Origin of the sequence: Rhizobium sp. YS-1r, from assembly GCF_000757525.1 — a bacterium.
GTDB classification, from domain to species: domain Bacteria; phylum Pseudomonadota; class Alphaproteobacteria; order Rhizobiales; family Rhizobiaceae; genus Neorhizobium; species Neorhizobium petrolearium.
Map to the genome: position 1 here is coordinate 385,265 of NZ_JPYQ01000024.1, position 23,986 is coordinate 409,250.

The following is a 23,986-nucleotide window of genomic DNA, read 5'->3' on the forward strand; positions in this document are numbered from 1 at the left end:
CTCAGTCATCCATCCGGGCATAGCGTTCCTCGAGCCAGCGCAGCCCGACGACCGAAACGAGGCTGACCGCGAGGAAGAAGACGCCGACCAGTGTCATCGGCTCGATGTAGCGGTAGTTGCTGTTGGCGATGCTCTTCGCCTGGTTCATCAGCTCCAGCACGGTGATGGCCGAGAGCAGCGGCGTTTCCTTGAACATCGCGATGAAATAATTGGCGAGCGCCGGGATCATCGGTGGCACGGCTTGCGGCAGGATGACATGGATCCAGGCTTGCCGTGTGGTGAGATTGGCCGCTCTCGCCGCTTCCCACTGGCCGCGCGGCACGTTCTCGATGCCGGCCCGATAGACTTCGGCCGTATAGGTCGCATAGTGGACGCCGATGCCGATCACACCCGCGACCAGCGGAGACAGCCGGATGCCGATATCCGGCAGCACGTAGAAGATGAAATAAAGCTGCACGAGAAGCGGCGTGCCGCGGATGAATTCCGAGACGAAGCCAACGGTGCGCGAGACCGCGGCGATCGGCGAACGGCGCGCAATGGCGAGCGCGAGGCCGATCACCGCAGCCACCGCCGCACCGAGAATGGTCGCCAGTATGGTGATCTTGAACCCTTCGAGAAGGGTCGGCATGATCTGCCAGACGAAATCCCAATCCCATTCCATGGTCAGGTCCTCACGCCATCGAGGCTGCGCGTCATCCGCCGCTCCAGCCAGCGCATCGCCGTTGAAATCGCCCAGGCCATGACGAAGTAGAGAATGAGGATCGTCGTGAAGGGGACGAGCGTATTGCCGGTCTGAGCACGGACGACCTGCGCCTGAAAAGTCAGGTCCGTCAGCGAGATCAGCGATACGACGGCCGTGCCCTTCAAAAGCTCGATGGCGTTGTTGCAGAAGGTGGGCAGCATCAGGGGCAGCGCCTGCGGCAGGATTACATGGCGCAGGCGCTGATAGCGGGAAAGATTGAGGGCGATACAGGCCTCCCCCTGCTCCCGTCCAATCGCCTTCACGGCACCGCGGACAACTTCTGCGCCGTAAGCGCCGACGTTCAGCCCCAGCGCCAGAACCCCCGCCTGAAGGGGCGTGAGAGTGAGCCCCGCAAAAGGAAGCACGAAATAGACCCAGAAGAGCTGCACGAAGATCGACGTGCCGCGGAAGAACTCGATATAGGTCGTGGCAAGCGCCCGCACGACGAAGAAGCGCGACAGCCGGCCGAGCCCGGCCAGGAAAGCCATCACCAGCGCGAGAGCCGACCCCATAATGGTCAGCTGCAGCGTTACCAGTGCGCCCTCCAGAATCAGCGACAGATAGCCGGACCAGTCGATCATCAGGCTTTGTTTCCCAGTCTCTTCCGACGAGTTTGCCCTCATCCGCCTGCCGGCACCTTCTCCCCGTGAGCGAGGGAGAAGGCCGACACGGCACCACCGGTGCACCCGGCGTAAGGGGCAAATTCTTTACTGCGCGGCAGCACACTGCTTGTCGCGGGTGGTCGACATCGCAGCCTTGGCGGAGAATCCGTAGGGTTCGATGAGCTTGGCGAACTCGCCAGAATCCTTCAGCTTCTTGAGCTCCACATCAAAGGCATCGCGCAGCGCTACATCCTGCTTGCGGAAGGCCGCGCCATCGCAATAGACCGGCGCACCGACGACCGGTGCGACGACCTCAAGGTTTGGATCCTTCGCCTTGTCGAGCAGATCGTGGATCGAAAGAACCGGAAGCGAATAGACATCGATGCGACCGTCCTGAAGCATCTTGAGACCGCTCTGCCCGTCCGGCACGACGATGACACGATCGCGAGGCACGCCGGCCTGAAGCGCGAGCTTCTCCTCGGTGCCGCCGCCGGGTGCCCCGATTTTCGCATTGGTGTTGTCGGCGATGTCCTTGTAGCTCGTCAGCTTCAGCGGATTGCCCTTCTTGACGGCAAAAGCTTCCGCATCGCAAAGGATCGGCTCGGAATAGGCAACCGCGTTGCAACGCTCCGGCTTCATGAACAGACCGGCGGTAATGGCATCGTGACGGCCGGCCTGAAGGCCGGGGATCATCGCGCCATATTCGGAGATCGAGGCAACGACCTCCTTGACGCCGAGACGCTCGAAAATGACGCGGGCGACATCAGGCGCCGCACCCGACACCTTACCGTCGGCACCGACTGCCGTATAGGGCGGCTCGTTGGCGATGGCGATACGGGCAAACCCCTGCTCCTTAAGCTCCTCCAAATCCGCTGCGGATGCAGACATGCCGCCGGCAACGGCGATAAAGGCCGCGATGCTTGCAGCGGTTGCGAGAATTCTTGTCTTCATTGTTCCCTACTCCTCTGGTTTCCTGATTATGTCTTCGGGCTATGTCGCCGCCGCCGGCGGTCAGACGCGGTGCCCCGCCGCGATGATCTTGCGAAGGAACGTCTGCGTGCGCTCCTGCCTGGGATTGCTGAAAATCTCCTCCGGCCTACCTTCCTCAACGATCTTGCCGCGATCGAAGAACAGCACGCGATCCGCAAAATCGTGGGCAAAGCCCATCTCGTGCGTCACAAGAAGCATGGTCATGTCGGTCTCGGCCGCGAGCCGCTTCATGACACTCAGCACTTCTTCGACGAGTTCGGGATCGAGCGCCGACGTCACCTCGTCGAACAGCATGATCTTCGGAGAAAGCGCGAGCGCGCGGGCGATCGCCACACGCTGCTTCTGGCCGCCGGAAAGCTGCGCCGGTACGCTCTTGGCCTTGTCCGCCATGCCGACCATGTCCAGCAATTCCATCGCCCGCTTTTCGGCGTCTGAACGCGCCACGCCCTGGGTCAGCATCGGCGCCAGGGTGATGTTGTCGAGAACGCATTTGTGCGGAAACAGATTGAAGTGCTGGAAGACCATGCCGATCTTCTTGCGCATGCGATGAAGATGGCGCTCGTCGGCGGGAACCAGATCGGCGCCCTTCTTCATGTGATAAAGCTGCTCGCCGTCGACCTCGATATGTCCGCCGCTGATCGACTCCAGCGTCATCAGGATGCGCAGGATCGTCGTCTTGCCCGAGCCGGAAGGGCCGATCAGCGCCAGCTTCTCCCCCGGCATCACATCCATTGATAACCCGTCGAGAACGGTCAGCGGACCGAACCTCTTCACGATGTTGTCGATACGGATGATGGGTGACGGCATTCATGTCTCTCCCTGTTGAGACAAGCAATGCATCAACGATGACGGCCTCTCGAAATCATGTCAATTCGGAAAATAATATCATGACAATATTTGTTGACCTGCACAATCGGCAGGCGCCAGCATCAAATCGCAAGCAGCAGCTCTTGAGGGTTTCCCTGCGCCAGCGAAGCAACGATCCCGAGCCCGGTACGCAGTTCGCTCTCCGTCGTCGAGCCGAGCGAGATGCGGACGGCCGGCGTCCACCCGTGATCGGTCGTATGGAACGATTTGCCGGGCGCGATCCCGACGCCGCGCAACCGCGCCTGCGCCACGAAGGCATCTTCGGTATGACCGCAGGAAAGCGGCAGCCACACATGCAGACTCTGGGGATGCGCCCGATACGGCAAACCCGCCAGCATTTCGGCAGCGATGGCATGACGGCTGGCAAGCGCGCGGCGCTGCCAGGCAACCAGTTCCATGGCCGTGCCATCGGCGACCCAGCGCGTCGCGATCTCCGCCATCGCCGGCGTTGCCATCCAGTTGGAGACCAGATGTCGGTTCGCGACGGCGGCAACATAGCGGTCCGGCGCGACAAGATATCCGATCCGCAATCCCGGAACAGTCGTCTTGGTAAATGTCGTCACGTAGAGCGTCCGCTCCGGCGCAAACGCGGCCATCGGCGGTGCGCGGCCCTCGACCATCGGGCCGAGAACGTCGTTTTCGATGATGGCAATATCATGCCTGGCGGCAACCGCTGCAAGCGCCTCCCGACGACCCGCGCTCATCAGAGCGGCCATCGGGTTGATGACCGAAGGCTGCAGAAAGATCGCCCGGATCGGACCTTTGCGGCAGGCCTCGTCCAGCGCTTCGGGGATCATGCCCTCCTCGTCGATCGCCAGCCCTTCGAGATGCAGGCCGAGATAGGTCGAGAGCGGAACGAGCGTATGGTGGCTGACTACTTCTGTGGCGACCGTCGAACCGGGCGGTGCGACGCTCATCAACGCCGTTGTCATCCCCGACGTCGCCCCGTTGGTCAAGCTGACATTGAGCGGCGAAACGTCCAAACCGCAACGCGCCAGCCATTCAGTCGCGACGGCGCGATGACGCGGGAAGACCATGTTGGGCCGGAACGACAAGGCGGAACTCGCCGGCAGGTTTTCAGAGAGCCAGGCAAAAGCCTGCCGCATCTTCTCGACATGGATCTGCTCGCAGACCGGTTTCAGGATCGAAAGGTCGATAACCTCGCCAAGCCTCTCCGGCAGGTAGGGTGGTTCCGGCTCGCGTGGCTGCGTCTGCACGAAACTGCCACGCCCGATCTCGCCGGAAATCAGCCCGCGGCGGATGAGATCGTCATAGGCCCGGCTGACCGTCTGGACCGACAGGCCAAGATCGTCGGCCATACGGCGATGGGTCGGCAGCTTGGTCCCGTTGACAAGCTTTCCCTCCTGAATAGCGCGCGCGATCTGCTCGGCGAGCGAAAGATAGGCCGGTCGGCGGAGCTGGGATGGATCGGGACGCCAATTTGTCATGAATTCGACTGTGCTTAAAATCAGTTCAATTGACAATGGCAAAACGAATTTTCATTGTCTTTCTCAACAGTGATGCAGACAGGAACCTCCATGAAGCTTGACGCCATAGACTTACGCATTCTGGAAGCAGTCCAGAATGATGGCCGCATCACGAAGCTGGCGCTGGCGGAAAAGGTCGGCCTCTCTCCGACCCCCTGCTGGATGCGCCTGCGCAAGCTTGAAAAGGCGGGCATCGTCGCCGGATATCATGCCCGGCTTGCGCCGCGAAAGATCGCGCCGATCGCCAGCGTCATGGTGGAGATCACGCTCGCCAACCATCGCCAGATCGATTTCGACCGTTTCGAGCGGGTCGTGGCGGCGATTCCGGAGATCACCGCCTGCTGGTCCGTCGGCGGCGGCGTCGACTATATCGCGAAGATCGTTGCTTCCGATATCGACGCCTACCAGCGCCTGATCGACAACCTGCTCAACCGCGAACTCGGCATCGAGCGCTATTTCACCTACATCGTCACTAAGACCGTGAAGGAGGAAACGGGCGTGCCCCTTGCTGCTCTCTTCGGGAGAGACGATAGTCAGCAGCCCTAGACAATCTCTCTGCAAGGCCGGGTCAGTTTAGACCATCTCTCTCTTTTCCCGCTCAGGAATGGACAATCTCTCGCTTCAGCGAGGCGATACTTGAGCCACGACCCTGAACGAGGATCTGGCCATGACCGCAATTTTTGCTCGCCCCGCCTATCACGAGGCCCTGACGCGTCTCACCGACCGTCACCTGCTGCGCGATCTAGCCTATGTGGATGGGCGCTGGGTTGCCGGCGCCGGGGGCAGCAGCTTTCAGGTCACCGATCCCACCTCTTCTGCGACGCTTGCCTGGGTCGCGAGCCTCGGCGCGGAAGAGACCAGCGCGGCAATCGATGCCGCCACGGCCGCCTTTCCTGCTTGGCGGGCAAAGTTGCCGCAGGAACGGGCAGCAATCCTCAGGGAATGGTGCCGCCTGATGCTGGCAGCCAAGGAGGATCTAGCCCTACTCATGACGCTGGAACAGGGCAAGCCGCTCGCCGAATCCCACGGAGAGATCGACTATGCGGCCTCCTTCATCGAGTGGTATGCCGAGGACGGCAAGCGCGTGAATGCGGAGAGCGTCACCAGCCATCTCCTGGGCGCGGAAATGATCGTCCGGCGGGAAGCGCTTGGCGTCGTTGGCGTCGTCACCCCGTGGAACTTCCCCTCCGCCATGGTGACACGCAAGGTGGGGGCAGCGCTTGCCGCCGGCTGCACGGTCGTTGCCCATCCCTCCTCCGAAACGCCGCTTTCAGCACTCGCGCTTGCCGAACTCGCCGAACGCGCCGGAATACCGGCGGGCGTGTTCAACGTCGTGACGGGCGATGCCGCCACCATCGTCGGTCGACTTTGCAAAGATACACAGGTGCGGGCGATGAGCTTCACCGGTTCCACCGAGGTCGGCCGGCTGATCGCCACTCAATGCGCACCCACGATGAAGCGGCTGGTGATGGAACTCGGCGGCCATGCGCCCCTGATCATCTTCGACGACGCCGATATCGATCGCGCCGCCGATATCGCTATTGCCGCCAAGTTCGCGACCTCTGGCCAGGACTGCCTCGCCGCCAACCGGATATTCGTCCAGCGACCCATCCTCGATGCGTTCAATGCGGCTTTCGCCAGGCGGATCGCCGCTCTGAGGGTCGGCGACGGGCTTGCCGAAGGCGTGGATATCGGCCCGCTGATGCATGAGCGGGCCGTGATGAAGGTCGAGGCGCAGGTGAAGGATGCGCTCGACAAGGGCGCAAGACTGCTGGCTGGCGGCGAGCGGCACAAGGCCGGTCCGCTTTTCTTCGAACCGACGCTTATCACCGATGTGCCGGCAGATGCGGCCATCATGCGCGAGGAAACCTTCGGACCGGTCGCGGCCGTCACGGCCTTTGACACGGAAGAAGAAGTCGTCGCCCGCGCCAACGACACCGAATACGGGCTCGTCGCTTATGTGGTCACCGAAAACGGCGCGCGACAGATGCGCCTTGGGCGCGCGCTCGAATATGGAATGGTCGCGATCAATCGCGTGAAGATCACCGGCGGGCCGATCCCCTTCGGCGGCTGGAAACAGTCCGGCGTCGGACGCGAGGGCTCCCGCCACGGCATCGAGGCCTTCACCGAACTCAAATACCTCTGCATCGACACCACCGCCTGAGTGGTCCCATAACCTTGAAGGATAGAACCATGCTCGAAAGAAACAACGAACTCACCGCTTGGGACCGGGACCATTTCTTCCATCCGTCGACCCATATGGGTATGCATGCGCGCGGAGAAACGCCAACCCGGGTGATCGGCAGCGGCGAAGGTGTCTACATCACCGACAAGAACGGCCGCACCAGCCTCGATGCGTTTGCCGGTCTCTACTGCGTCAATGTCGGCTACGGCCGCCAGAAGATCGCCGATGCCATCGCCGAACAGGCAAGGAATCTCGCCTATTACCACGCCTATGTCGGGCATGGCACGGAAGCCTCGATCACGCTTGCCAAGATGATTGTCGACCGGGCGCCGGAGGGCATGTCCAGGGTCTATTTCGGCCTTTCCGGCTCCGATGCCAACGAGACCAACATCAAGCTGATCTGGTACTACAACAACATCCTCGGCCGGCCCGAAAAGAAGAAGATCGTCTCGCGCTGGCGTGGCTATCACGGCTCCGGCGTCATGACCGGCAGCCTCACCGGCCTCGAACTCTTCCACAAGGCCTTCGATCTGCCGCGCGTGCCGATCGTACATACAGAAGCGCCTTATTATTTCCGCCGGCCGGACCGGTCGATGAGCGAGGAACAGTTCTCGCAAAATTGCGCCGACAAGCTGGAGGAACTGATCCTCTCGGAAGGTCCAGAGACGATCGCCGCCTTCATCGGTGAGCCGATCCTCGGCACCGGCGGCATCGTTCCGCCGCCGAAAGGTTACTGGGAAAAGATCCAGGCCGTGCTTCAGAAATATGAAATCCTGCTCGTCGCCGACGAGGTCGTGACCGGCTTCGGCCGCCTCGGCACGATGTTCGGCTCCGACCATTACGGCATGAAGCCGGACCTCATCACCATCGCCAAGGGTCTGACTTCCGCCTATGCACCGTTGTCCGGCACAATCGTCTCCAACCGTTTCTGGCAGGTCCTCGTACAGGGTTCCGATCAGCTCGGTGCGATCGGTCATGGCTGGACCTATTCAGCCCATCCGATCTGCGCGGCAGCCGGTATCGCCAATCTCGAACTGATCGACGAGATGGGACTGGTGCGGAATGCCGCCGAAACCGGGGGCTATTTCCGCTCCAGGCTTGCCGAAGCCGTTGCCGACCACAAGCATGTCGGCGAGGTGCGCGGTGACGGCCTCATGGCAGCGGTCGAATTCGTGGAGGACAAGGACGATCGGAGATTCTTCGATCCCTCTCAGAAGATCGGACCGCAGATTGCAACTGCACTTCTGGAGCGCGGCGTCATCGGCCGCGCGATGCCCCAGGGGGATATCCTCGGCTTTGCGCCGCCCCTTTGCCTCACGCGTGAGGAAGCGGATATCGTCGTAAAGGCGACGGCTGAAGCGATCGAAAATGTCTTCGCCAACCGCTGACGGGAGAAAAGACATTATGGTTTCAATCCCCGAAACGATGGCGGCGGTCCTGCTGACCGGCCACGGTGGGCTCGACAAGCTCGTCTACCAGCAGGACGTTCTGGTGCCGAAACCTTTCGCGGGTGAGGTTCTCATCCGCGTGACAGGCTGCGGTATGAACAATACCGATGTCTGGGTGCGCCAGGGTGCCTATGGCACCGAGGATGACCCCGGCGCCGTCTCCACCTGGCGGCGGCAGGGCAACACGCTCACTTTCCCACGCATCCAGGGCGCCGATACCGTCGGCCACGTCGTCGCTGTCGGCGAGGGCGTCGATCCGGCGCGGATCGGCGAACGGGTGATGGTCGATTTCTCCATCTATAACCGTGAGGACGACAGCCTCGCGGACATCGATTACATGGGGCACGGCCGCGACGGCGGTTATGCCGAATACATGACGCTGCCGGCCGAGAACGCTCATGTGGTTGACACAGACATGAGCGACATCGAGCTTGCCACGTTCTGCTGTGCCTATCTGACCGGCGAGCGAATGCTGGAGCGGGCGAGGCTCTCAGCCGGTGAACGGGTGCTTGTCACCGGTGCTTCGGGCGGCGTCGGCTCGGCGATCATCCAGCTTGCGCGGGCGCGCGGCGCCATTCCCATCGCCGTCGCAGGCCCCGGCAAGGAAAGCGCCATGCTCGATATCGGTGCCGAAGCGGTGGTGACGCGCGGCAAGGGCGATCTCATCGATGCCGTGGCCGAGGCGACAGGCGGCGAACCGATCGATGTCGTCGCCGATCTCGTGGCCGGCCCTATGTTCAATGATCTCCTGAAAATCCTACGTCCCGAGGGCCGCTACACGACCGCAGGCGCGATTGCCGGCCCGGTCGTGCAACTCGATCTACGCACGATGTATCTGAAGCAACTGGAACTGCACGGCTCCAGCCAGGGCAGCCGCGCCGATTTCCGTCGCCTCGTCGGCTATATCGAAAGCGGAAAAATCCGGCCGCTGGTCGGCGGCGTCTATCCGCTGTCGGAATTCCACCGGGCGCAAACGGATTTCATGGCCAAGAACTTCGTCGGCAAACTGGTCGTCGTTCCCGACCCCTGAAACGCTTCGGTCGTCAACGTCCGGAAGGCGCCGAAGCCGAACCTGGGAATGCGGCGCCCTTTATCTTGATCGTTCCACGATTTCCACGCATCGGAGCACCCTTTGGCACTCCGATGCGTGGAAATGTTATTGCAGGGGCCATCTTGCGGTCCGGGCCTTATCACTGTGGCGAGTTCACTGCAGCAGAGCTTCCGCTGCCGTCGTGCCGCACCGGAGATCAAGCCACGAGCACGTTGTCTCCCAGATTGAGGCCGATCAGTAATGGGTCGTGGTCCGACGTTCCATAGACATCGTCATTATAGAAGTCCGGGTTCTTGAACTCGGTGGAATAGCTGAGCAGATCGGGTTCCTGCGCATTGATGTGCCATTCCGCCACACCGCTGACCTGGCTGGCAAGAGACTGCGAAGATAGCCCCTGATCGAGCGTTCCCTGCTGTCCGTCGAAGATGTAACTGAACGCGTTCTCCTGGCCGATGAAGCTATCGATCAGATCAGCATAGCCTGCATCCCGAAGGGCATCCACCGGATCTTCCTGGGCATAGGAATTGAGGTCGCCGATAATCAGGACATCATTATCGCTGACGCCGTTTTGCACAAGATAGCCGTCAGGATTGTCAGCCGACAGCCATTCGGCGAGTTGCTGTGCGGCTGCCGTCCGCGTGGCGTTGAAAGCGCCCTGCCCGTCCCCCTGATCGGCATCGGCGCCCGTACCGGTACCGCCCTTCGACTTCAGATGATTAACCGAGACGGTGAATTGCTCGCCGGTGCTGATCTCCGCAAATGTCGCCGTCACGGCCGGCCGGCTCTGCTGCTGGTCACCGTCGTCGAAGACAAGGAAATCAGATGCGACGAGGCTGACCTCGTTGGTCTTGTAGATGAGGCCGGTGGTAATGGCATCCGTCCCGATAAAGCCGTCGGAACCGGGTTCGGTCGGGTCTACGAAGGCATAGGTTACGCCTGGTTCGGCGGCCGCGTTCAAGGCGTCGACGAGGGTTGCGATTGCCGAAGCATCGTCGAAACCATTGTTCTCCAGCTCCTGCAGGCCGAAGACGCTGGCGTCGATCTGCAACATTGCTTCCACGATCTTGTCGGTCTGACGCGCCAGATCCTCCGCAGTGGTCGCACCGCGAGGCTCTAGATTGTTGGGACCCGACCCCGCACCGGAGCCATCATCCAGGGTGGTGAAGAAGTTGAGAAGATTGAAGCTGGACACCGTCAGCCGGCCACCGAGATCGTCCGGCGCATCCGGACGGGCAAGCCCGTTGGTCGTCTCGTCGACCGGCAGGACGCCGTCGACCAGCATCTTGTATTCACCGAAACTATAGCTGAGGACACCGTCGACCGATCCGACGAGCTCCGCCCCGAGCCTCAGCGTCGGCCCGTCCTCGGTGAATGTATCGCCGGCATCCAGATAACCGTTGCCGTTGTCCCCGACAGAGGCAGGGACATAACGGAACTCGTCCGGATTCTGGGCGGACGAACCGTCGTCCAGGGTCAGCCGATTGTTGGCATTGGCCTCCATCAGCGCCTGGATCTCTTCCTGCTGCGTGGTGGGGTCATAAATCTGAGTGGGCTGATATTGGGAGCCGGCAGACACCGTGATTTCGCCATAACGGTCGAGATCGAAATTCTCGATCACGGTCAGCGGGTCATCCGTGCCGCTTGCCAGCGTAATCGCCATTCCCTCGTAATGTTCGAGATTGGCGGCAAAGTCCGGTGAAAGAGTGATCGCCGCCGAGCTCGGCTGAGCGTTGCCGCTCGAAATGGAGATGATGTCGGTGACATCGGTGATTTCGGTAAAATCGAAATATTCGGCCACCGTTCCGGCGACTTCCACATAGTCGCCGACGGTCACGCTCGGAGTTCCCCCGGTAAAGACGAAGATGCCTTCCGAAGTAGTGCTGTCCCCATCGGCATCGCCGTCTTCCTCCTGAAGGTAGAAGCCGTCTGCAACCGTGTAAGTCACGATTGCAGAAACGAGCACATATTCGCCGACGAGGAAGCTGGCAGTACCGCTGCCCTGAACCTCGGAAATGAGATAGGCGGTCGGCTCACCGCCACCGCCGGGATCACTTTCATTGGCGGCACCTGGGGTCTGGTCCTGGGGACCGACCCAATCGGCCGGACCGTCACCGGTCCGCTGCAGCGACAGGCCTGCAGTCTCGTTGCCCGCCTCCGCCACACCGATATCGGTCGAGGTCGTGCCCGCAGCCGCTCCGTTCGACGCCGTAAAGCTGCCTTCATAAGACAGGAATTCGATCAGCGTTCCGTTATCGGAGAGCGCCACGCCGTCCGGCGCGCCGTTCTGGACGCCGTTGGCCGGCAACTCCCATACGTAATAGTCGTATTCGCCGTCCGAGGTCATCGAAAGGCTGGAAACGTCCGCCGAACCATAGGTGGAGCCGCCATTTCCGTTATAGAGTTCGACCAGGAGTCCGGAGACATCGGCGCCGACAGCGACGCGGATCTCGATGAATTCGCCCGTATCGGTGCCGGCATTGTCGTAGTGGATTTCGTTGATGCGCGGTGCGACGGGAGCGGCTTCATCCGCCCCGTTGATAGCAATCGTAACGTCCTGTTCGGTCCCGTCCGTGCTCACGACTGTGAAACTGTCGGTGAGGCTCTCACCATCGCCGAGCGCATCGACAGCAGCATTGTCGTTGTCGAGCGTATAGGTCCAGTTGCCTTCTTCGTCGATGCTGTAGGTACCGTAGCCCATAACGCTCGACTGGTCGCCCGCAGCTCGGAAGCGATCGTCATTATCGACGTCGTCGGCGACGAGCCGGCCGGTCGCGGCCGGCGTTCCCGATCCGGCACCACCAGCCTCGGTTACCAACCCGCTAGCATCTCCGGTAATGACAGCGGCATCATTCGCACCGGTGATCGTCACTTCCACGGTTGCAGTGCCGGTGCCGCCCCTGCCGTCGTCAACCGTATAGGTGAAGCTGTCGACGGCGGTTTCGCCTTCGTTCAGGTGCTGGAAAATACTGCCTGGATCGTAGGAGACGACACCGCTCGCAAGCGAGACGGATGCGCCGGCCGTGCTTGTCCCCGAAACGGCAGTGACCGAGATCTGGTCTCCATCGAAGTCCCGGTCGTTCGCAGTCAGGTCGCGCGCACTGATCGCAAGTGCGCCGTCCTCATCCGTCGACACTGCATCGTCGCCGGCAAGCACGGCATTGTTGCGGCCATCGAGATAGAGCGTATAGCTGCTCGCGGTAAAGCGGATGGCTTCGATATCGTTGAGGATATCCTGATCACCATCGGCGTCGGTCATCGTAAAGAAGATGTCGGACAGGCGTGTGATCTGCGGCAGGCGATAATCGGATATGCTTCCCGAATAGATCGCAGTGTCGAAACCCCGCCCGCCGGAGATCAGATCGCTGCCGTCGCCGCCCTCGATCTGATCATTTCCGTCCCCCGCAATGACTAAGTCATTCCCCGCGCCTGCCTCGATGCGGTCATCACCGCCAAGACCGGTGATGATGTCGTTACCTGGGCTACCCTCGATATGATCGGCCAGGCGGGTCCCAAAATAGAGCCGTGGGAGGGAAAAGAAGAAGGACATCTATGCAACCCCTTGTTGGAGGACGATGGATGGCTTGACATAGCAGCCGACTACGACAGTCGCTTGACATATGCTAATTAGCAAGGACGGGCAGGTCCTACGTGCCGATCGTCTATGCTTAGCGACGTCTTCGGCTTAGTCCTCCCGAAACGCCCGATTGAAGCTGTCAACGATCGGTCTCGTCAGATACTCGAAAAAGGTGCGCTCGCTCGTCTTGATGTAGGTTTCCACCGGCATGCCGGGATAGATCTGCTCCATCTTGATTTCCGGCGGCAGCGCATCGGTCATGCGCAACCGCGCGGTGTAGTAGGGCTGGTCATTGTTGTTCTGATCGACCAGCCGGTCAGCCGAGAGGTAGAACACGGTCGCATCAACGGTCGGCGTCGTGCGGGTATTGAGCGCGCTGAAGCGCAACCGCGCCTCTTGCCCCACCTTGATGACGTCCACATCCTGCGGGGAAACGCGTGCTTCAATCATCAGGCTGGATGCGGTTGGAAGAAGTTCGAGCAGGGTGTCGCCCGGACGGACAACACTCCCGCGGCTGTTAAATGCCATTTCAACGATGATCCCGTCGCTCGGCGACCGGATCACGATCCGGTCTAGAATGGCCTTGGCCGCACGTCGCTGCTCATCGGCGTCAGCAATTTGGACGCGCACCTCGTTGAGCTCGGAGATTGCCGTCTCGACGCGCTGCGTCTTCAGCCTGGCTATTTGTTCCTCGGCTTCGGCGATTTGTGTGCGCGATGTCAGAATGGACGCCTTCGTCTGGCCAAGCTCGCCCAGAAGGTCGGCCTCGCTTCGCAGCAGAGCCGTATACTCGGACCGATCCGTCAGGCCTTTGTCCAGCAGCCCCTTCTTCCGTTCTGCTTCCTCCTGGACGACCTCGATCTGCCGTTCCACTGCGATCTGCTGAGCTGCCATTCCTTCGATCTGATCATTCAGCGCATTGATACGTTGCTGCAGGATGGCAGCTTCCTGACGGTGGCGTGCCAGGCGTGCCGTGAATTCGGCCGACTGCTCGGCAAGGACGTCGCTTTCGCCTCCCGGCCCGGTCGTTCTTTCGAGACTTTCCGGAAAGACAAGCTGATCGACGCCATCCCGCTCGGCCGTAAGCCGCGTGGCGCGTGCCGAAAGGGCAACGAGTTGCTTCTGGATTCGATTGTACTGGACGAGAGCACTGGTTCCATCGAGTTCGAAGAGCGGTTGCCCGGCTTTGACGCGGGCGCCTTCCTGAACGAGAATCTTGTCGACGATACCACCTTCCAGATGCTGAACACGCTGGTTTTGCCCGGCAGCAGCAACGACACCCGGCGCAACGGCGGCGCCGGCCAGCGGAGCAAGCGATGCCCAGGCGCCAAAACCAAAGATGAAAAGAAAGGTCGCGCCAAGCCCGACAGCCGCGACCCGCCGCGTACTGGTCGGAACACCTCTGGCCCAATCTGCTTTGTCGTTCATCTCCGTCATTCTCCGGCAGCTGCCTCAACGCCTGACATCGGTGACACTGGCAAACTGTCCAAGCACAACAGGCTGCGAGGCATTGCCGGCACCCCGCCTTTGGCTCTCCCGCAGAGCCTGCGCCTTTTCGGCCTGACGCCGAAGTACCTCCTCGCGAGGGCCGTATTCTTCCAGGCTTCCATCACGCATGACCATGATGCGGTCCGCTGTTTCGACGACCGAGCGTCTTTGCGTTGCGATGAGGACGGTGATCGCCTCCGCTTTCGCCATCGCAAGCGCTCGCTCTAGAGCCTTCTCGCCCTCAATATCGAGATTTGCGTTCGGCTCGTCGAGGACCAGGATCTTCGGCTTGCCGAAGAAGGCCCGGGCGAGGCCAACACGTTGGCGCTGCCCGCCGGAAAGCTGGAAGCCGCCGGGTCCGATCATCGTGTCGTAGGCTTTCGGCAGTTTCAGAACGAGATCGTCCACCTGCGCTTCCTGGGCTGCGCGGACGATGGCCTCGCTGGAGGCATTCGGATCAAAGCGGGCGATATTCTGCGCGATGGTTCCCGGCAGAAGCTCGACGTCCTGCGCGAGATAGCCGATATATTGGCCAAGACGATCGGGGTTCCAATTGCGAATGTCGGCGCCGTCGATCCGCACAGCACCCGATCTCGGCTCGATGGCTCCGATCAGCGTGCGCATGAGGGTGGTTTTTCCCGCCCCGGAAGGCCCGATGATGGCCACACATGCGCCTGCGGGAATCGTCGCGCTGATGCGCTTCAACAATGGCTCGCCGGCCTGCGCACTCGCGCGGCCCGCTGCCTCACTTGCCGGAGGAAAGACAATGACCGCTTCGAAGCTCACCTCGCCCTGCGGGGCAGGAAGTTCCGTGCGCGTCTCGGCCGGTCTCACGACGGCAAGAGCCTCGGTCAGGCGCTTCCACGCCTTGCGCGCTTCGATAAACCCCTTCCAGCCACCGATTACCTGATCGATAGGCTGGAGACCGCGCCCCGAGATCAGTGAGGCGGCGAAGATCATCCCCGCTGTCATCTCGCCGGCAAGCACGAGATAGCCGCCATAACCGAGGGTGGCGATCTGGAGGCTCAGGCGCAGGACGCGCGAAAGGCCGGCAAAGAGGGCATTGGTTGAATTCACCCGATCCTGTGCGGCAAGAGACAGCGCCTCCTCCGAACCCCAGCGATGGACGATGTTGGGTCTCATTCCCATCGCCTTCAGGCTTTCCGCATTCCGGACGAAAGCCTGGGCGGCAAGCGTCGCATTCATCTGGCGAGTGCCGGCATCGCCTGCTGCCTTGTCGCTCGCCCACTGGTTGGCTATCGCGATCGCGACGAGGACGACCACCCCCATCACTGTCAGCCAGAAGAGATTTGGATGGATAAGATAGAGAAGCGCGATGAAAAAAGGAGCGAAGGGCAGATCGAGAAAGGCGAAGAGCCCGCGCCCGGAAATAAAGCCTCGGACGGTCTGAAGGTCGCGAAGCGGCTGGACATCGCCAAGGCTTGCGCGGGGACCGGCCATCGAAGCCTGAAGTGCGTCCGCGCCAACCGCGACTTCGAGACGGCTGGCGAGCCGGCTGGCCATGATCGCACGCACGCTATCGACGATACCAAGCAGAAAAAGAGTGCCGAGAGCAATGATGGAAATATAAATCAGCGTCTCGATGGAGGCCGATGGCAGCACTCGATCATAGACTTGAAGCATGTAAATCGGCTGAATAAGCAGCAGCAGATTTACGACGAATCCAAAACCGAAGAGCCCCGCAAGACCCCGGCGAAAAGTGGCGGCAAGTCGCTCTCCGCCCCGCATTCGTAGATGGTCTCCTCGCAATATCTTCTCCGATTTGCCGAGCGCCATCGGTCGTCGCCGGCGATGATCCCTTTCCTGCATCATACGCATGTGACGAAGAAATGACACACGGATGATATGCCCCAAGTTTGCGGCTGCGGCATCGCCTTAACGTCAGGCGATCAAGTGAGGCGACGAAAGAAACAGCACGAGTTGCGAATATCCGGGCCTTGACATGCTGTTCCTGAGTCTAAACTTGGTAAGATGGTCCCCCGAGCGACAAGGCGCCAACGGATGGGAAAACGGCTGGCCCGCCAGCCGTTACCGTCATCGCTGGCGACGAGTGACGGGAGCGCATTTCAAACGAGCAAGTCATTCGCCGTTTGATCATTCAGGGAATAGGCGTGAATGTAATCTATCTGGAATTCCGCTCCGTCATTGAAATCCTCGGACGGAGTCCCAGCCAGTCCCCCAACCGCGAGATTGACGAGCATATACATTGGATCATGCATGTCGGAGGGGGTGTCGGCGTGCGCAACGGCCACGTCGTCGAAATACCAGACAATCTGGTCCTCGCCCCAAAGAACACCGTAGGTGTGGAAGCCATCCGTGCTCGGAACCTTGACCGCCGTGGAATCCTTGGTCTGCGAGCCCGTCTCGTTTGAGTGGACAGTGACATGCACGGTATTTGGGTCCTGCCCCCGCATCTCAACGACGTCGAGTTCAGGAGGCCAGGAACCGTCTTCGGGCAATAGCCAGAATGCCGGCCAGGCGCCCTGCTCCGTTGGCATGTCGGCGCGGATCTCGAAATAACCATAGGTCTGGGTGAAAGAGGAATGCGTGGTGAGGATGCCGGATGTGTAGTCGTAGCCATCGATCTGCGACTTGAGAGCATCCGGCGTTGGAGCAGCCGTGATGGTTAGAACGCCGTTATCGACCGAGAATGGATTGACGGCGGCAGTCCCCGCATAGGAGGGATTGATATACCATTGCAGTTCATCGTTTCCGGGCAGCGTACTGCCTTTTTCGGGTGCCCACCAGAACTTCGAATCCCAGGTGCCTTCATCGCCGTCGCGCAACGACAAGGTGTTGAATTCGTCGGCGAAAGTCAGCGTGAGAGCCGACCGATCGAGCGTGAGCTGGAACTGATCCGCACTGAGATCGTCGGCGGTCGTGTCTGCAAGGACAAGGCTCTCGCCGCCACCAAGATCCAGCCGCAGGTCGGCGCCCTCCTGCGTGGCGTGGCTGAGGACCTGATCGAACGTCGACAGCCCGTAGCTGTTCAATCGGATCGTATCGTCACTGCTGAAATCGACAATGAGGTCGCTGCCGTTGCCGCTGGTGAGGATGAACGTGTCGGAACCGCCGCCGCCGATGAGGACATCGTTTCCATCACCGCCATCGATCGTCTGGCTGCCTGAAGCACCGGAGATGATATTGTCGGCATTGTTGCCGAAGGCGTAACGGCCGTTGCCCGTGACAGTCAGGTTCTCGAAGTTCTCGGGTAACGTATAGCTCATCCAGGTATTGATGGTGTCGATACCCGCGTCCGAGGCTTCCACTGCACGATTGATGCTGGAATAGAGATAGTAGATATCGTCGCCGGTACCGCCCCGCATCGTGACATTGACCGAACTGTCGCCCCATATCGAATCGTTGCCGGCGGTGCCATAAAGCACGGGGCCTGAGCCGGTCGCCGAGAACCAGGCGCGTGATGCACCGCTGTAGTAGAGTGTTTCACCTACGGCATTCTGTATCGACTGCGACATGGTCAGCTCCTTTGGTTGCCTCCCATGTCGACGCTAACATTGCAGCACCATCATGGCACGCCTAAAACGTCCGGGTGGCTGATTCTCGGGCATAGCCTCCCCTCATGCTTACCATCCCCTCATTATCGGCACATGGGCTGTTCCGATCTGGAGCACGCGTCAACGGCTGCTCCTCGCCAGGCTCGGCAACATCGGGCACGGCGGTTTCGACATGCTGAGTTCTGGCGGCATAAGATCTCGGTTCACCTGTTACAAGCACGAAACCAGGTTGTCGGTCTGCGCCTGCGTCAGCCTGCCATTGGCTGTTTTGCCGTCGTGCTCTGGTATATCGAGAAGGCCCGCCACGATGCTGTCTACGAAACTCTCGGCATAGACTGCGTTATCGTGCTTACTCATCTTGGCAAGCGGGCTTCAGGCTGAATGCTGCTTTAGGATCGGTGCTCGATCAGCACCAATTGAGCTACGAGGAGAGTTGTGATGTAAACGCCTCGTCTTCGACTGCAATGACGAGGCCAAGGTGCCGAACACTCGCCGCCAACATGGTTACTTCTGACGGTTTCACCCGGCTGACCCTCAAGGCGAGATCCTAACAGGCTTTCCCTCTTCCGCCTTGTAGAAATACTGGCTCGCCACCAGCCACCCCTTGAGCAGCCGAAGCGGCGGGATGCAGGTCAGCAGCATGAAAGGGATGGTGATCAGAAGGTGGACCCACCAGGCCGCCTGGAACTGTACCTCCAGCCAGACACCGAGAAGGACGCTCGGCACGCAGGCGAAGCAGATGACGAAGAAAGCCGGACCGTCCGCCGGATCGGCGAATGAGTAATCCAGTCCGCACGCTTCACACTTTTGATTGAGCGTCAGGAAACCCTTGAAGAGGTGCCCTTGGCCACAACGCGGGCAACGGCCGCGAACACCGGTCTGCATCGGAGGGAGAGGAGGCCATTCGTTGTCCATGACGTCATTCCTTGTAAAGCCACTCAACAAGCACATTGAATGCAATCATTTTCATACATGACTGCATTCAATATGTCGATTGGCCAGAACGCCGCAGCCATCCTGGGGCATCACGCCTCGCAATGATGAAGGATCGAATCAGAAAAAGGAGCCTGCCATTTCGGGCGAATTCTCGAGCGCATGCCCCATGAATTCGAGGGCGCCCTTGAGGGTATCCCTCCGAATCGGGCCGCCGAGGCACACCCGGACCGCTTCCGGCGCAGGGCCATCCACGGTGAAGGCATCGCTCGCTACGACGCCGATACCGGAAGAGCGCATGTGACTGCCGAAGGTGGAGCGGGTCCATCCTCCGGTCAGCGGCAGCCAGATGTTGAAGCTGATCGGATCGCCGCGATAGCTTCCCTTTGGCAGAATATCAGCCACAAGCTCCTGGCGGGCAGCCGCCTCCGCGCGAATGAACCGTAGGATACTGTCAGCCGTACCGTCCTCGATCCAGCGGGTGGCAAGCGCCACCGAGAGCGGCGAAGCCATGACACTGTTCGCGCGCATGGCGCTCACGAAAGGCCAAGCAGCCTTGGTATCCGGCGCCACGACATAAGCGAGCCGAAGACCGGCGCCAATGCATTTGGCAAGCCCCCCGATGTGCCAGGTGAGATCCGGCGCCATCGTTGCAAGCGGCGGCGGCGCATGCTGCGGAATGAAACCGTAGGCGTCGTCCTCGACAATCGGAACATGGTATTTCCTCGCAACCGCGCAGATCTCTTCCCGGCGCTTTTCCGGAATCGTCAGCGTCATCGGATTCTGAAGCGTGGGGTTGAGATATAGCGCCTTAGGCTTTCTCATCTCGCAGGCCTCGGCAAAAGCGGCAGGGATGATCCCCTCCTCATCCATCGGCAGGCCTGAGAGGTTCAATCGGAGTTGGGCAGCGATCGAGCGCATGCCCGGATAAGTGATATTTTCCGAGAGCACCGTCTCGCCGGGCTTGGCCAGCATGCCGAAGATGGAAAGCAGCGCGGGATGTGCGCCGGGGGTCACGAAGATACGCTCTTGCGAGGGCACCAGACCACGCCGGCTGAGCCAGGCGGCAGCCGCCTCCTTATCCATACCCGCGCCACCAAAACCCTGATAGCGCAGAAGCGGGACAAGGTTTGTGGCAACGGCGGAAAGCCCTTCCCGCATGCGGGCAATGAGATCCGGATCATCAGGCTCCGGCGGCATGTTCATGGAAAAGTGGACGACGGACGTGCGTCGGGGATCGGGAGTCGCATCGGAAACAAAGCCGCGACGCTCCCTGTCGGCACCGCCGGTGACGAAAGTTCCACGTCCGACATGCGAACTGACGAGGCCGCGCTTCTGTGCTTCCAGATAACCGCGTGCCACGGTGGTGAAGTCGATCTCGAGCTGTCTGGCGAGATCCCTCTGCGGCGGCAGCCTGTCCCCGACAACCAGGTGCCCGCTTCTCAGATCCATCTCGATGACATCGGCGATCGCCATATAGCGAGGGCCATTGCTGCGGGTCAGATCGGGTGTCCAGGTCTTCATGGCATGCGGCATCCGGTAAATCAGGTACAATTGACCGTATATTGTTGCCCTATACCGATGTCACGTTCAAAAAACGGACATTGCGCCGCACCGCACGCCCTGCACGCGCGAAACTTTCTCTACAGCGGCAAACCTCTACCGCAATGATCGCATATTGAATGCATTCATTTCATTCATTACTGATCTCGTTTTTTGCGGGGAACTGCTCGTTATTTCGCCCATACAAAAACCGCCGCCCGCCATTGATCGCATAATTGAATGTAAAAATTGGTATTTTGACTGCATTTTAGGCAAACTCAATATTGGCACGGTGCTTGCAATTGGATGGCAGTACCCCGCAACGGGGCCTGACTTCAAACACAGGAGCCATTCATGCCCGCAGTTACCGCACCGGCCCATGCTGATGGGGACTTTTTCGTCGACTACGAGGAAAAGGTCTTCGAAGACGTTCAGGCCAAGGAGGGCGAAAAAGCCCTCATCACCTTCCACACCGTTGCCTTCGAAGGTTCGATCGGCCTCGTAAACCTGCTGCAGGCAAAGCGCCTCAAGCGGAAGGGTTTCGAGACCTCGGTCCTGCTTTACGGCCCTGGCGTTACGCTCGGCGTGCAGCGCGGCTTCCCCAAACTCGGTTCGGAAGCCTTCCCCGGCCACCTCAATTTCAACAACCAACTCAAGGGTTTCATGGAGGAAGGCGGCAAGGTCTATGCCTGCCGTTTTGCGCTGCAGGCGCTTTACGGCCATGGCGAACCGTCACTGATCCCCGGCATTACGCCGATCAGCCCGCTCGACGTGTTGGACCTCATCCTCATCCACCGCCGCGACGGGGCCTTCATCCTCGACACCTGGACGCTCTGAGCGGCAGGGGGCGGAGTCTCCTCCGCCTCCTTCATCTGAAACCGAAGGATTCCGTCATGGAGAACAAAACGATCGCCAGGAAATCGATGGTAAGGGCCGCAGCCGCGCAGATCGCGCCGGACCTCACCTCCCGCGAAAAAACCCTTGCCCGTGTGTTGGAAACGATCCGCGAAGCGGCGTTTAAAGGGGCGGAACTCATCGTCTTTCCCGAGACATTCGTCCCCTGGTATCCTTATTTCTCCTTCGTGCTGCCTCCGGTCCTTTCCGGCCGCGAGCATCTGCGCCTCTATGAGGAAGCCGTCAGCGTTCCCAGCACCGCGACCGATGCGGTCGCAGCCGCCGCCCGCGAACATGGCATCGTCGTGGCGCTTGGCGTCAACGAGCGCGACCACGGCTCGCTCTACAACACCCAACTTCTCTTCGATGCCGACGGCAAGCTCATCCTGAAGCGCCGCAAGATCACGCCCACCTTCCACGAGCGGATGATCTGGGGCCAGGGCGACGGCTCCGGCCTGACGGTGGTCGAAAGCAGCATTGGCCGGCTCGGCGCACTCGCCTGCTGGGAGCATTACAATCCGCTCGCCCGCTACGCGCTGATGGCACAGCACGAGGAGATCCATATCGCCCAGTTCCCGGGCTCTATGGTGGGGCCGATCTTCGCCGAGCAGATGGAAGTGACGATCCGCCACCACGCGCTTGAGAGCGGCTGTTTCGTCGTTAACGCCACCGGCTGGCTCACCGACGAACAGATCGCTTCGATCACACCGGACCAAGACCTGCAGAAGGCGCTGCGCGGCGGCTGCATGACGGCGATCGTCTCGCCGGAAGGCAGACACCTCGCCCCGCCGATCACCGAGGGCGAGGGCATCCTCATCGCCGACCTCGACATGAGCCTCATCGTCAAGCGCAAGCGGATGATGGATTCGGTCGGCCACTATGCCCGCCCCGAACTCCTGCATCTCGTCATCGACGGCCGCGCCGCGGCACCGATGGTCGCATCCCAGAATTCTTTCGAAACCGCACCCGTTAGGAGCAGCACCGATGGACACCACGACGACGCGTCTTCCGACCGAGATCCTGATCAACGAGTTGCAGTCCTTCGGAGCCAGGCTGGTTGATCCGAAGGCAGGGCACGAGAGCCGCCGGGGCGGTGCCGGCCCTTCCGACCACAAACCGATGACCATAGACGGCGTGACGGTCATGGTGCCGGTCCACACAGCGCCGGCTTTCGAAAGCCCCTATCTCGTCGAAAAACCGGACGAGACGGGCAAGAGCCGCATCAGCCGCGACGGGCGTATCCTCGGTGAGGTCTCGTTCCCGCTCCGCCCGCGCTTCTACGAACGCTCAACGGCAGACGGCATTCCCTATTCGCAGATCGCTGTTCTGCACGGCCGCGATGTACTGGCGACGACCGTGCTCCAGACCTGCATCCGCTACCAGAGCCGCACGAAAACCTGTCAGTTCTGCGCCATCGGTCAGTCGCTGGCTGCCGGCCGCACCATCGCCCGCAAGACACCGGAACAACTGGCGGAAGTTGCGAAAGCCGCCGTCGAGTTGGACGATGTCAAGCACATGGTCATGACGACCGGCACGCCGAAAGGACCGGATCGCGGCGCAGCCGTGCTTGCTGAAAGCGCCCGCGCCATCAAGGCGGCCGTCGACTTGCCGATCCAGGCGCAATGCGAACCGCCGGAAGACGACATCTGGTTTTCGATCATGAAGGGTGCAGGCGTCGATGCGCTCGGCATGCATCTCGAAGTGGTCACGCCGGAGGTCCGCGCCCGCATCATGCCCGGCAAGGCGCAGGTCTCGATCGGCAAATATATGGCATCCTTCAAAGCGGCCGTGGAAGTCTTCGGCCGAGGCCAGGTTTCGACCTATATTCTCGCCGGTCTCGGCGACACACGCGAAGCGATCCTCGACATCTGCGAGAAACTGGTGGCGATCGGCGTCTACCCCTTCGTCGTGCCTTTTGTTCCCATCTCGGGAACGCCGCTCGAAAGCCACCCGGCGCCGAAGCCGGATTTCATGCATTCGATCCTCGCCCCCCTTTCGAAAATGCTGGCCGACGGCGGCCTGAAGGCTGTCGACATCAAGGCGGGCTGCGGCAAATGCGGCGCCTGCTCGGCCCTTTCCACCTATGAAAGGATGCTGGCCAGATGATCTTCGAGCCCTTCGCACCCTATCAGGCCGGCGAATTCCAGGTGAAGTTCGCGAGATCCGCTTGGGAGCGGCAGGAGGCGCATGCGCTCCGCCGCGCCGTATTCTGCGAAGAGCAAAGGATCTTCAACGGCGACGATCGTGATGCGATCGACGACCATGCAATCCCGATCGTTGCGCTCTCGATGATGGGCGTCACAGCCGACAGGCTGGTCGGCACGGTGCGCATCCATCAGGCCGAGCCTGGCCTCTGGTGGGGCTCACGGCTCGCGGTACATGCAGATTTCCGCAAGATCGGTGCGCTCGGCGCAACGCTTATCAAGCTCGCCGTGTCGTCGGCCAACGCCATGGGCTGCCATACCTTCCTCGCCAATGTGCAGGTGCAGAACGGTCTGCTCTTCCGCCGCCTGCACTGGGACGTGGTCGAGGAATTCGAGATCTACGGCAAGCCGCATCTCAGGATGAGGGCGGATCTCGCCTGGTATCCGCCCTGCCCCACGCCGGAAGCAGGCTTCGTCGCCCTCCCGAAAAAGGCGGCATGACC

At 60.9% G+C, this 23,986-nt stretch carries 19 protein-coding genes; 8 read left to right on the forward strand and 11 right to left on the reverse strand.

The features are described from left to right. Window position 1: 1 nt before the first annotated feature. The 5 genes from ehuD to JL39_RS17810 all read right to left on the reverse strand — a co-directional run bounded on the left by ehuD (window position 2) and on the right by JL39_RS17810 (window position 4,649). A complete protein-coding gene (gene ehuD / locus JL39_RS17790) occupies window positions 2-661 on the reverse strand; it encodes an ectoine/hydroxyectoine ABC transporter permease subunit EhuD (protein ID WP_037153296.1) in 660 nt (219 codons plus the stop codon). A gap of 2 nt (window positions 662-663) precedes the next feature. Beyond that, the gene (gene ehuC, locus JL39_RS17795) at window positions 664-1,323 is read right to left on the reverse strand and encodes an ectoine/hydroxyectoine ABC transporter permease subunit EhuC (RefSeq protein ID WP_037153298.1); all 660 of its coding nucleotides are present in this window, start codon (window positions 1,321-1,323) and stop codon (window positions 664-666) included. Window positions 1,324-1,449: 126 nt separating this feature from the next. Next, window positions 1,450-2,295: an ectoine/hydroxyectoine ABC transporter substrate-binding protein EhuB gene (gene ehuB / locus JL39_RS17800; protein ID WP_037153300.1), complete on the reverse strand. Its 846-nt coding sequence runs from the start codon at window positions 2,293-2,295 to the stop codon at window positions 1,450-1,452. 60 nt (window positions 2,296-2,355) lie between these two features. Then, window positions 2,356-3,141 (reverse strand): ectoine/hydroxyectoine ABC transporter ATP-binding protein EhuA, encoded by a 786-nt coding sequence (ehuA, locus tag JL39_RS17805; protein WP_037153303.1) that lies wholly within the window; start codon window positions 3,139-3,141, stop codon window positions 2,356-2,358. Between the two features lie 122 nt (window positions 3,142-3,263). After that, window positions 3,264-4,649 (reverse strand): PLP-dependent aminotransferase family protein, encoded by a 1,386-nt coding sequence (locus JL39_RS17810; RefSeq protein ID WP_052182972.1) that lies wholly within the window; start codon window positions 4,647-4,649, stop codon window positions 3,264-3,266. A 90-nt stretch (window positions 4,650-4,739) separates the two neighbouring features. Between JL39_RS17810 and JL39_RS17815 the strand changes: the two genes are divergently transcribed. The 4 genes from JL39_RS17815 (at window position 4,740) to JL39_RS17830 (ending at window position 9,351) form a co-directional block, all read left to right on the forward strand. Continuing rightward, a complete protein-coding gene (locus JL39_RS17815) occupies window positions 4,740-5,234 on the forward strand; it encodes an Lrp/AsnC family transcriptional regulator (RefSeq protein ID WP_037153800.1) in 495 nt (164 codons plus the stop codon). Between the two features lie 121 nt (window positions 5,235-5,355). Continuing rightward, window positions 5,356-6,852, forward strand: a complete 1,497-nt coding sequence (locus JL39_RS17820) for an NAD-dependent succinate-semialdehyde dehydrogenase (RefSeq protein WP_037153307.1) — start codon at window positions 5,356-5,358, stop codon at window positions 6,850-6,852. A 29-nt stretch (window positions 6,853-6,881) separates the two neighbouring features. Continuing rightward, on the forward strand, window positions 6,882-8,261 hold the full coding sequence (locus JL39_RS17825; protein ID WP_037153309.1) for an aspartate aminotransferase family protein: 1,380 nt from the start codon (window positions 6,882-6,884) through the stop codon (window positions 8,259-8,261). A gap of 16 nt (window positions 8,262-8,277) precedes the next feature. Beyond that, complete coding sequence (locus JL39_RS17830; RefSeq protein WP_037153311.1) at window positions 8,278-9,351, forward strand: alcohol dehydrogenase family protein; 1,074 nt, start codon at window positions 8,278-8,280, stop codon at window positions 9,349-9,351. 217 nt (window positions 9,352-9,568) lie between these two features. On the opposite strand, the gene JL39_RS17835 is transcribed toward JL39_RS17830, so the two are convergent. The 6 genes from JL39_RS17835 to JL39_RS17860 form a co-directional block, all read right to left on the reverse strand. Continuing rightward, a complete protein-coding gene (locus JL39_RS17835) occupies window positions 9,569-12,919 on the reverse strand; it encodes an ExeM/NucH family extracellular endonuclease (protein ID WP_037153313.1) in 3,351 nt (1,116 codons plus the stop codon). A gap of 135 nt (window positions 12,920-13,054) precedes the next feature. After that, window positions 13,055-14,374 (reverse strand): HlyD family type I secretion periplasmic adaptor subunit, encoded by a 1,320-nt coding sequence (locus JL39_RS17840; protein ID WP_037153315.1) that lies wholly within the window; start codon window positions 14,372-14,374, stop codon window positions 13,055-13,057. Window positions 14,375-14,398: 24 nt separating this feature from the next. Beyond that, a complete protein-coding gene (locus tag JL39_RS17845; RefSeq protein ID WP_052182946.1) occupies window positions 14,399-16,183 on the reverse strand; it encodes a type I secretion system permease/ATPase in 1,785 nt (594 codons plus the stop codon). Window positions 16,184-16,521: 338 nt separating this feature from the next. Beyond that, complete coding sequence (locus JL39_RS17850) at window positions 16,522-17,931, reverse strand: family 16 glycosylhydrolase (protein WP_037153316.1); 1,410 nt, start codon at window positions 17,929-17,931, stop codon at window positions 16,522-16,524. A 573-nt stretch (window positions 17,932-18,504) separates the two neighbouring features. Next, complete coding sequence (locus JL39_RS17855; protein WP_037153318.1) at window positions 18,505-18,885, reverse strand: DUF983 domain-containing protein; 381 nt, start codon at window positions 18,883-18,885, stop codon at window positions 18,505-18,507. A 138-nt stretch (window positions 18,886-19,023) separates the two neighbouring features. Beyond that, the gene (locus JL39_RS17860; protein ID WP_037153803.1) at window positions 19,024-20,427 is read right to left on the reverse strand and encodes a PLP-dependent aminotransferase family protein; all 1,404 of its coding nucleotides are present in this window, start codon (window positions 20,425-20,427) and stop codon (window positions 19,024-19,026) included. A 372-nt stretch (window positions 20,428-20,799) separates the two neighbouring features. Between JL39_RS17860 and JL39_RS17865 the strand changes: the two genes are divergently transcribed. The 4 genes from JL39_RS17865 to JL39_RS17880 all read left to right on the forward strand — a co-directional run bounded on the left by JL39_RS17865 (window position 20,800) and on the right by JL39_RS17880 (window position 23,984). Next, entirely contained in the window at window positions 20,800-21,282 is a 483-nt protein-coding gene (locus JL39_RS17865; RefSeq protein ID WP_037153320.1) for an MSMEG_0572/Sll0783 family nitrogen starvation response protein, read from the forward strand. 71 nt (window positions 21,283-21,353) lie between these two features. After that, window positions 21,354-22,400, forward strand: a complete 1,047-nt coding sequence (locus JL39_RS17870; RefSeq protein WP_037153805.1) for a Nit6803 family nitrilase — start codon at window positions 21,354-21,356, stop codon at window positions 22,398-22,400. Next, a complete protein-coding gene (locus JL39_RS17875; RefSeq protein WP_052182947.1) occupies window positions 22,324-23,445 on the forward strand; it encodes an MSMEG_0568 family radical SAM protein in 1,122 nt (373 codons plus the stop codon). Before JL39_RS17870 ends, JL39_RS17875 begins: the two co-directional genes overlap by 77 nt. Continuing rightward, window positions 23,442-23,984, forward strand: a complete 543-nt coding sequence (locus JL39_RS17880; RefSeq protein WP_037153322.1) for an MSMEG_0567/Sll0786 family nitrogen starvation N-acetyltransferase — start codon at window positions 23,442-23,444, stop codon at window positions 23,982-23,984. Before JL39_RS17875 ends, JL39_RS17880 begins: the two co-directional genes overlap by 4 nt. The last annotated feature ends 2 nt before the right edge of the window (window positions 23,985-23,986 follow it).

What these genes read in the sequence shown, in the direction of transcription:
- ehuA (WP_037153303.1), bottom strand. Translation starts at nt 3,141, where the DNA reads ATGCCGTCACCCATCATCCGTATCGACAACATCGTGAAGAGGTTCGGT.
- ehuC (WP_037153298.1), bottom strand. Translation starts at nt 1,323, where the DNA reads ATGATCGACTGGTCCGGCTATCTGTCGCTGATTCTGGAGGGCGCACTG.
- JL39_RS17880 (WP_037153322.1), top strand. Translation starts at nt 23,442, where the DNA reads ATGATCTTCGAGCCCTTCGCACCCTATCAGGCCGGCGAATTCCAGGTG.
- JL39_RS17820 (WP_037153307.1), top strand. Translation starts at nt 5,356, where the DNA reads ATGACCGCAATTTTTGCTCGCCCCGCCTATCACGAGGCCCTGACGCGT.
- JL39_RS17860 (WP_037153803.1), bottom strand. Translation starts at nt 20,427, where the DNA reads ATGAAGACCTGGACACCCGATCTGACCCGCAGCAATGGCCCTCGCTAT.
- ehuB (WP_037153300.1), bottom strand. Translation starts at nt 2,295, where the DNA reads ATGAAGACAAGAATTCTCGCAACCGCTGCAAGCATCGCGGCCTTTATC.
- JL39_RS17815 (WP_037153800.1), top strand. Translation starts at nt 4,740, where the DNA reads ATGAAGCTTGACGCCATAGACTTACGCATTCTGGAAGCAGTCCAGAAT.
- JL39_RS17835 (WP_037153313.1), bottom strand. Translation starts at nt 12,919, where the DNA reads ATGTCCTTCTTCTTTTCCCTCCCACGGCTCTATTTTGGGACCCGCCTG.
- JL39_RS17825 (WP_037153309.1), top strand. Translation starts at nt 6,882, where the DNA reads ATGCTCGAAAGAAACAACGAACTCACCGCTTGGGACCGGGACCATTTC.
- ehuD (WP_037153296.1), bottom strand. Translation starts at nt 661, where the DNA reads ATGGAATGGGATTGGGATTTCGTCTGGCAGATCATGCCGACCCTTCTC.
- JL39_RS17840 (WP_037153315.1), bottom strand. Translation starts at nt 14,374, where the DNA reads ATGAACGACAAAGCAGATTGGGCCAGAGGTGTTCCGACCAGTACGCGG.
- JL39_RS17875 (WP_052182947.1), top strand. Translation starts at nt 22,324, where the DNA reads ATGGACACCACGACGACGCGTCTTCCGACCGAGATCCTGATCAACGAG.
- JL39_RS17865 (WP_037153320.1), top strand. Translation starts at nt 20,800, where the DNA reads ATGCCCGCAGTTACCGCACCGGCCCATGCTGATGGGGACTTTTTCGTC.
- JL39_RS17855 (WP_037153318.1), bottom strand. Translation starts at nt 18,885, where the DNA reads ATGGACAACGAATGGCCTCCTCTCCCTCCGATGCAGACCGGTGTTCGC.
- JL39_RS17830 (WP_037153311.1), top strand. Translation starts at nt 8,278, where the DNA reads ATGGTTTCAATCCCCGAAACGATGGCGGCGGTCCTGCTGACCGGCCAC.
- JL39_RS17845 (WP_052182946.1), bottom strand. Translation starts at nt 16,183, where the DNA reads ATGCGGGGCGGAGAGCGACTTGCCGCCACTTTTCGCCGGGGTCTTGCG.
- JL39_RS17810 (WP_052182972.1), bottom strand. Translation starts at nt 4,649, where the DNA reads ATGACAAATTGGCGTCCCGATCCATCCCAGCTCCGCCGACCGGCCTAT.
- JL39_RS17850 (WP_037153316.1), bottom strand. Translation starts at nt 17,931, where the DNA reads ATGTCGCAGTCGATACAGAATGCCGTAGGTGAAACACTCTACTACAGC.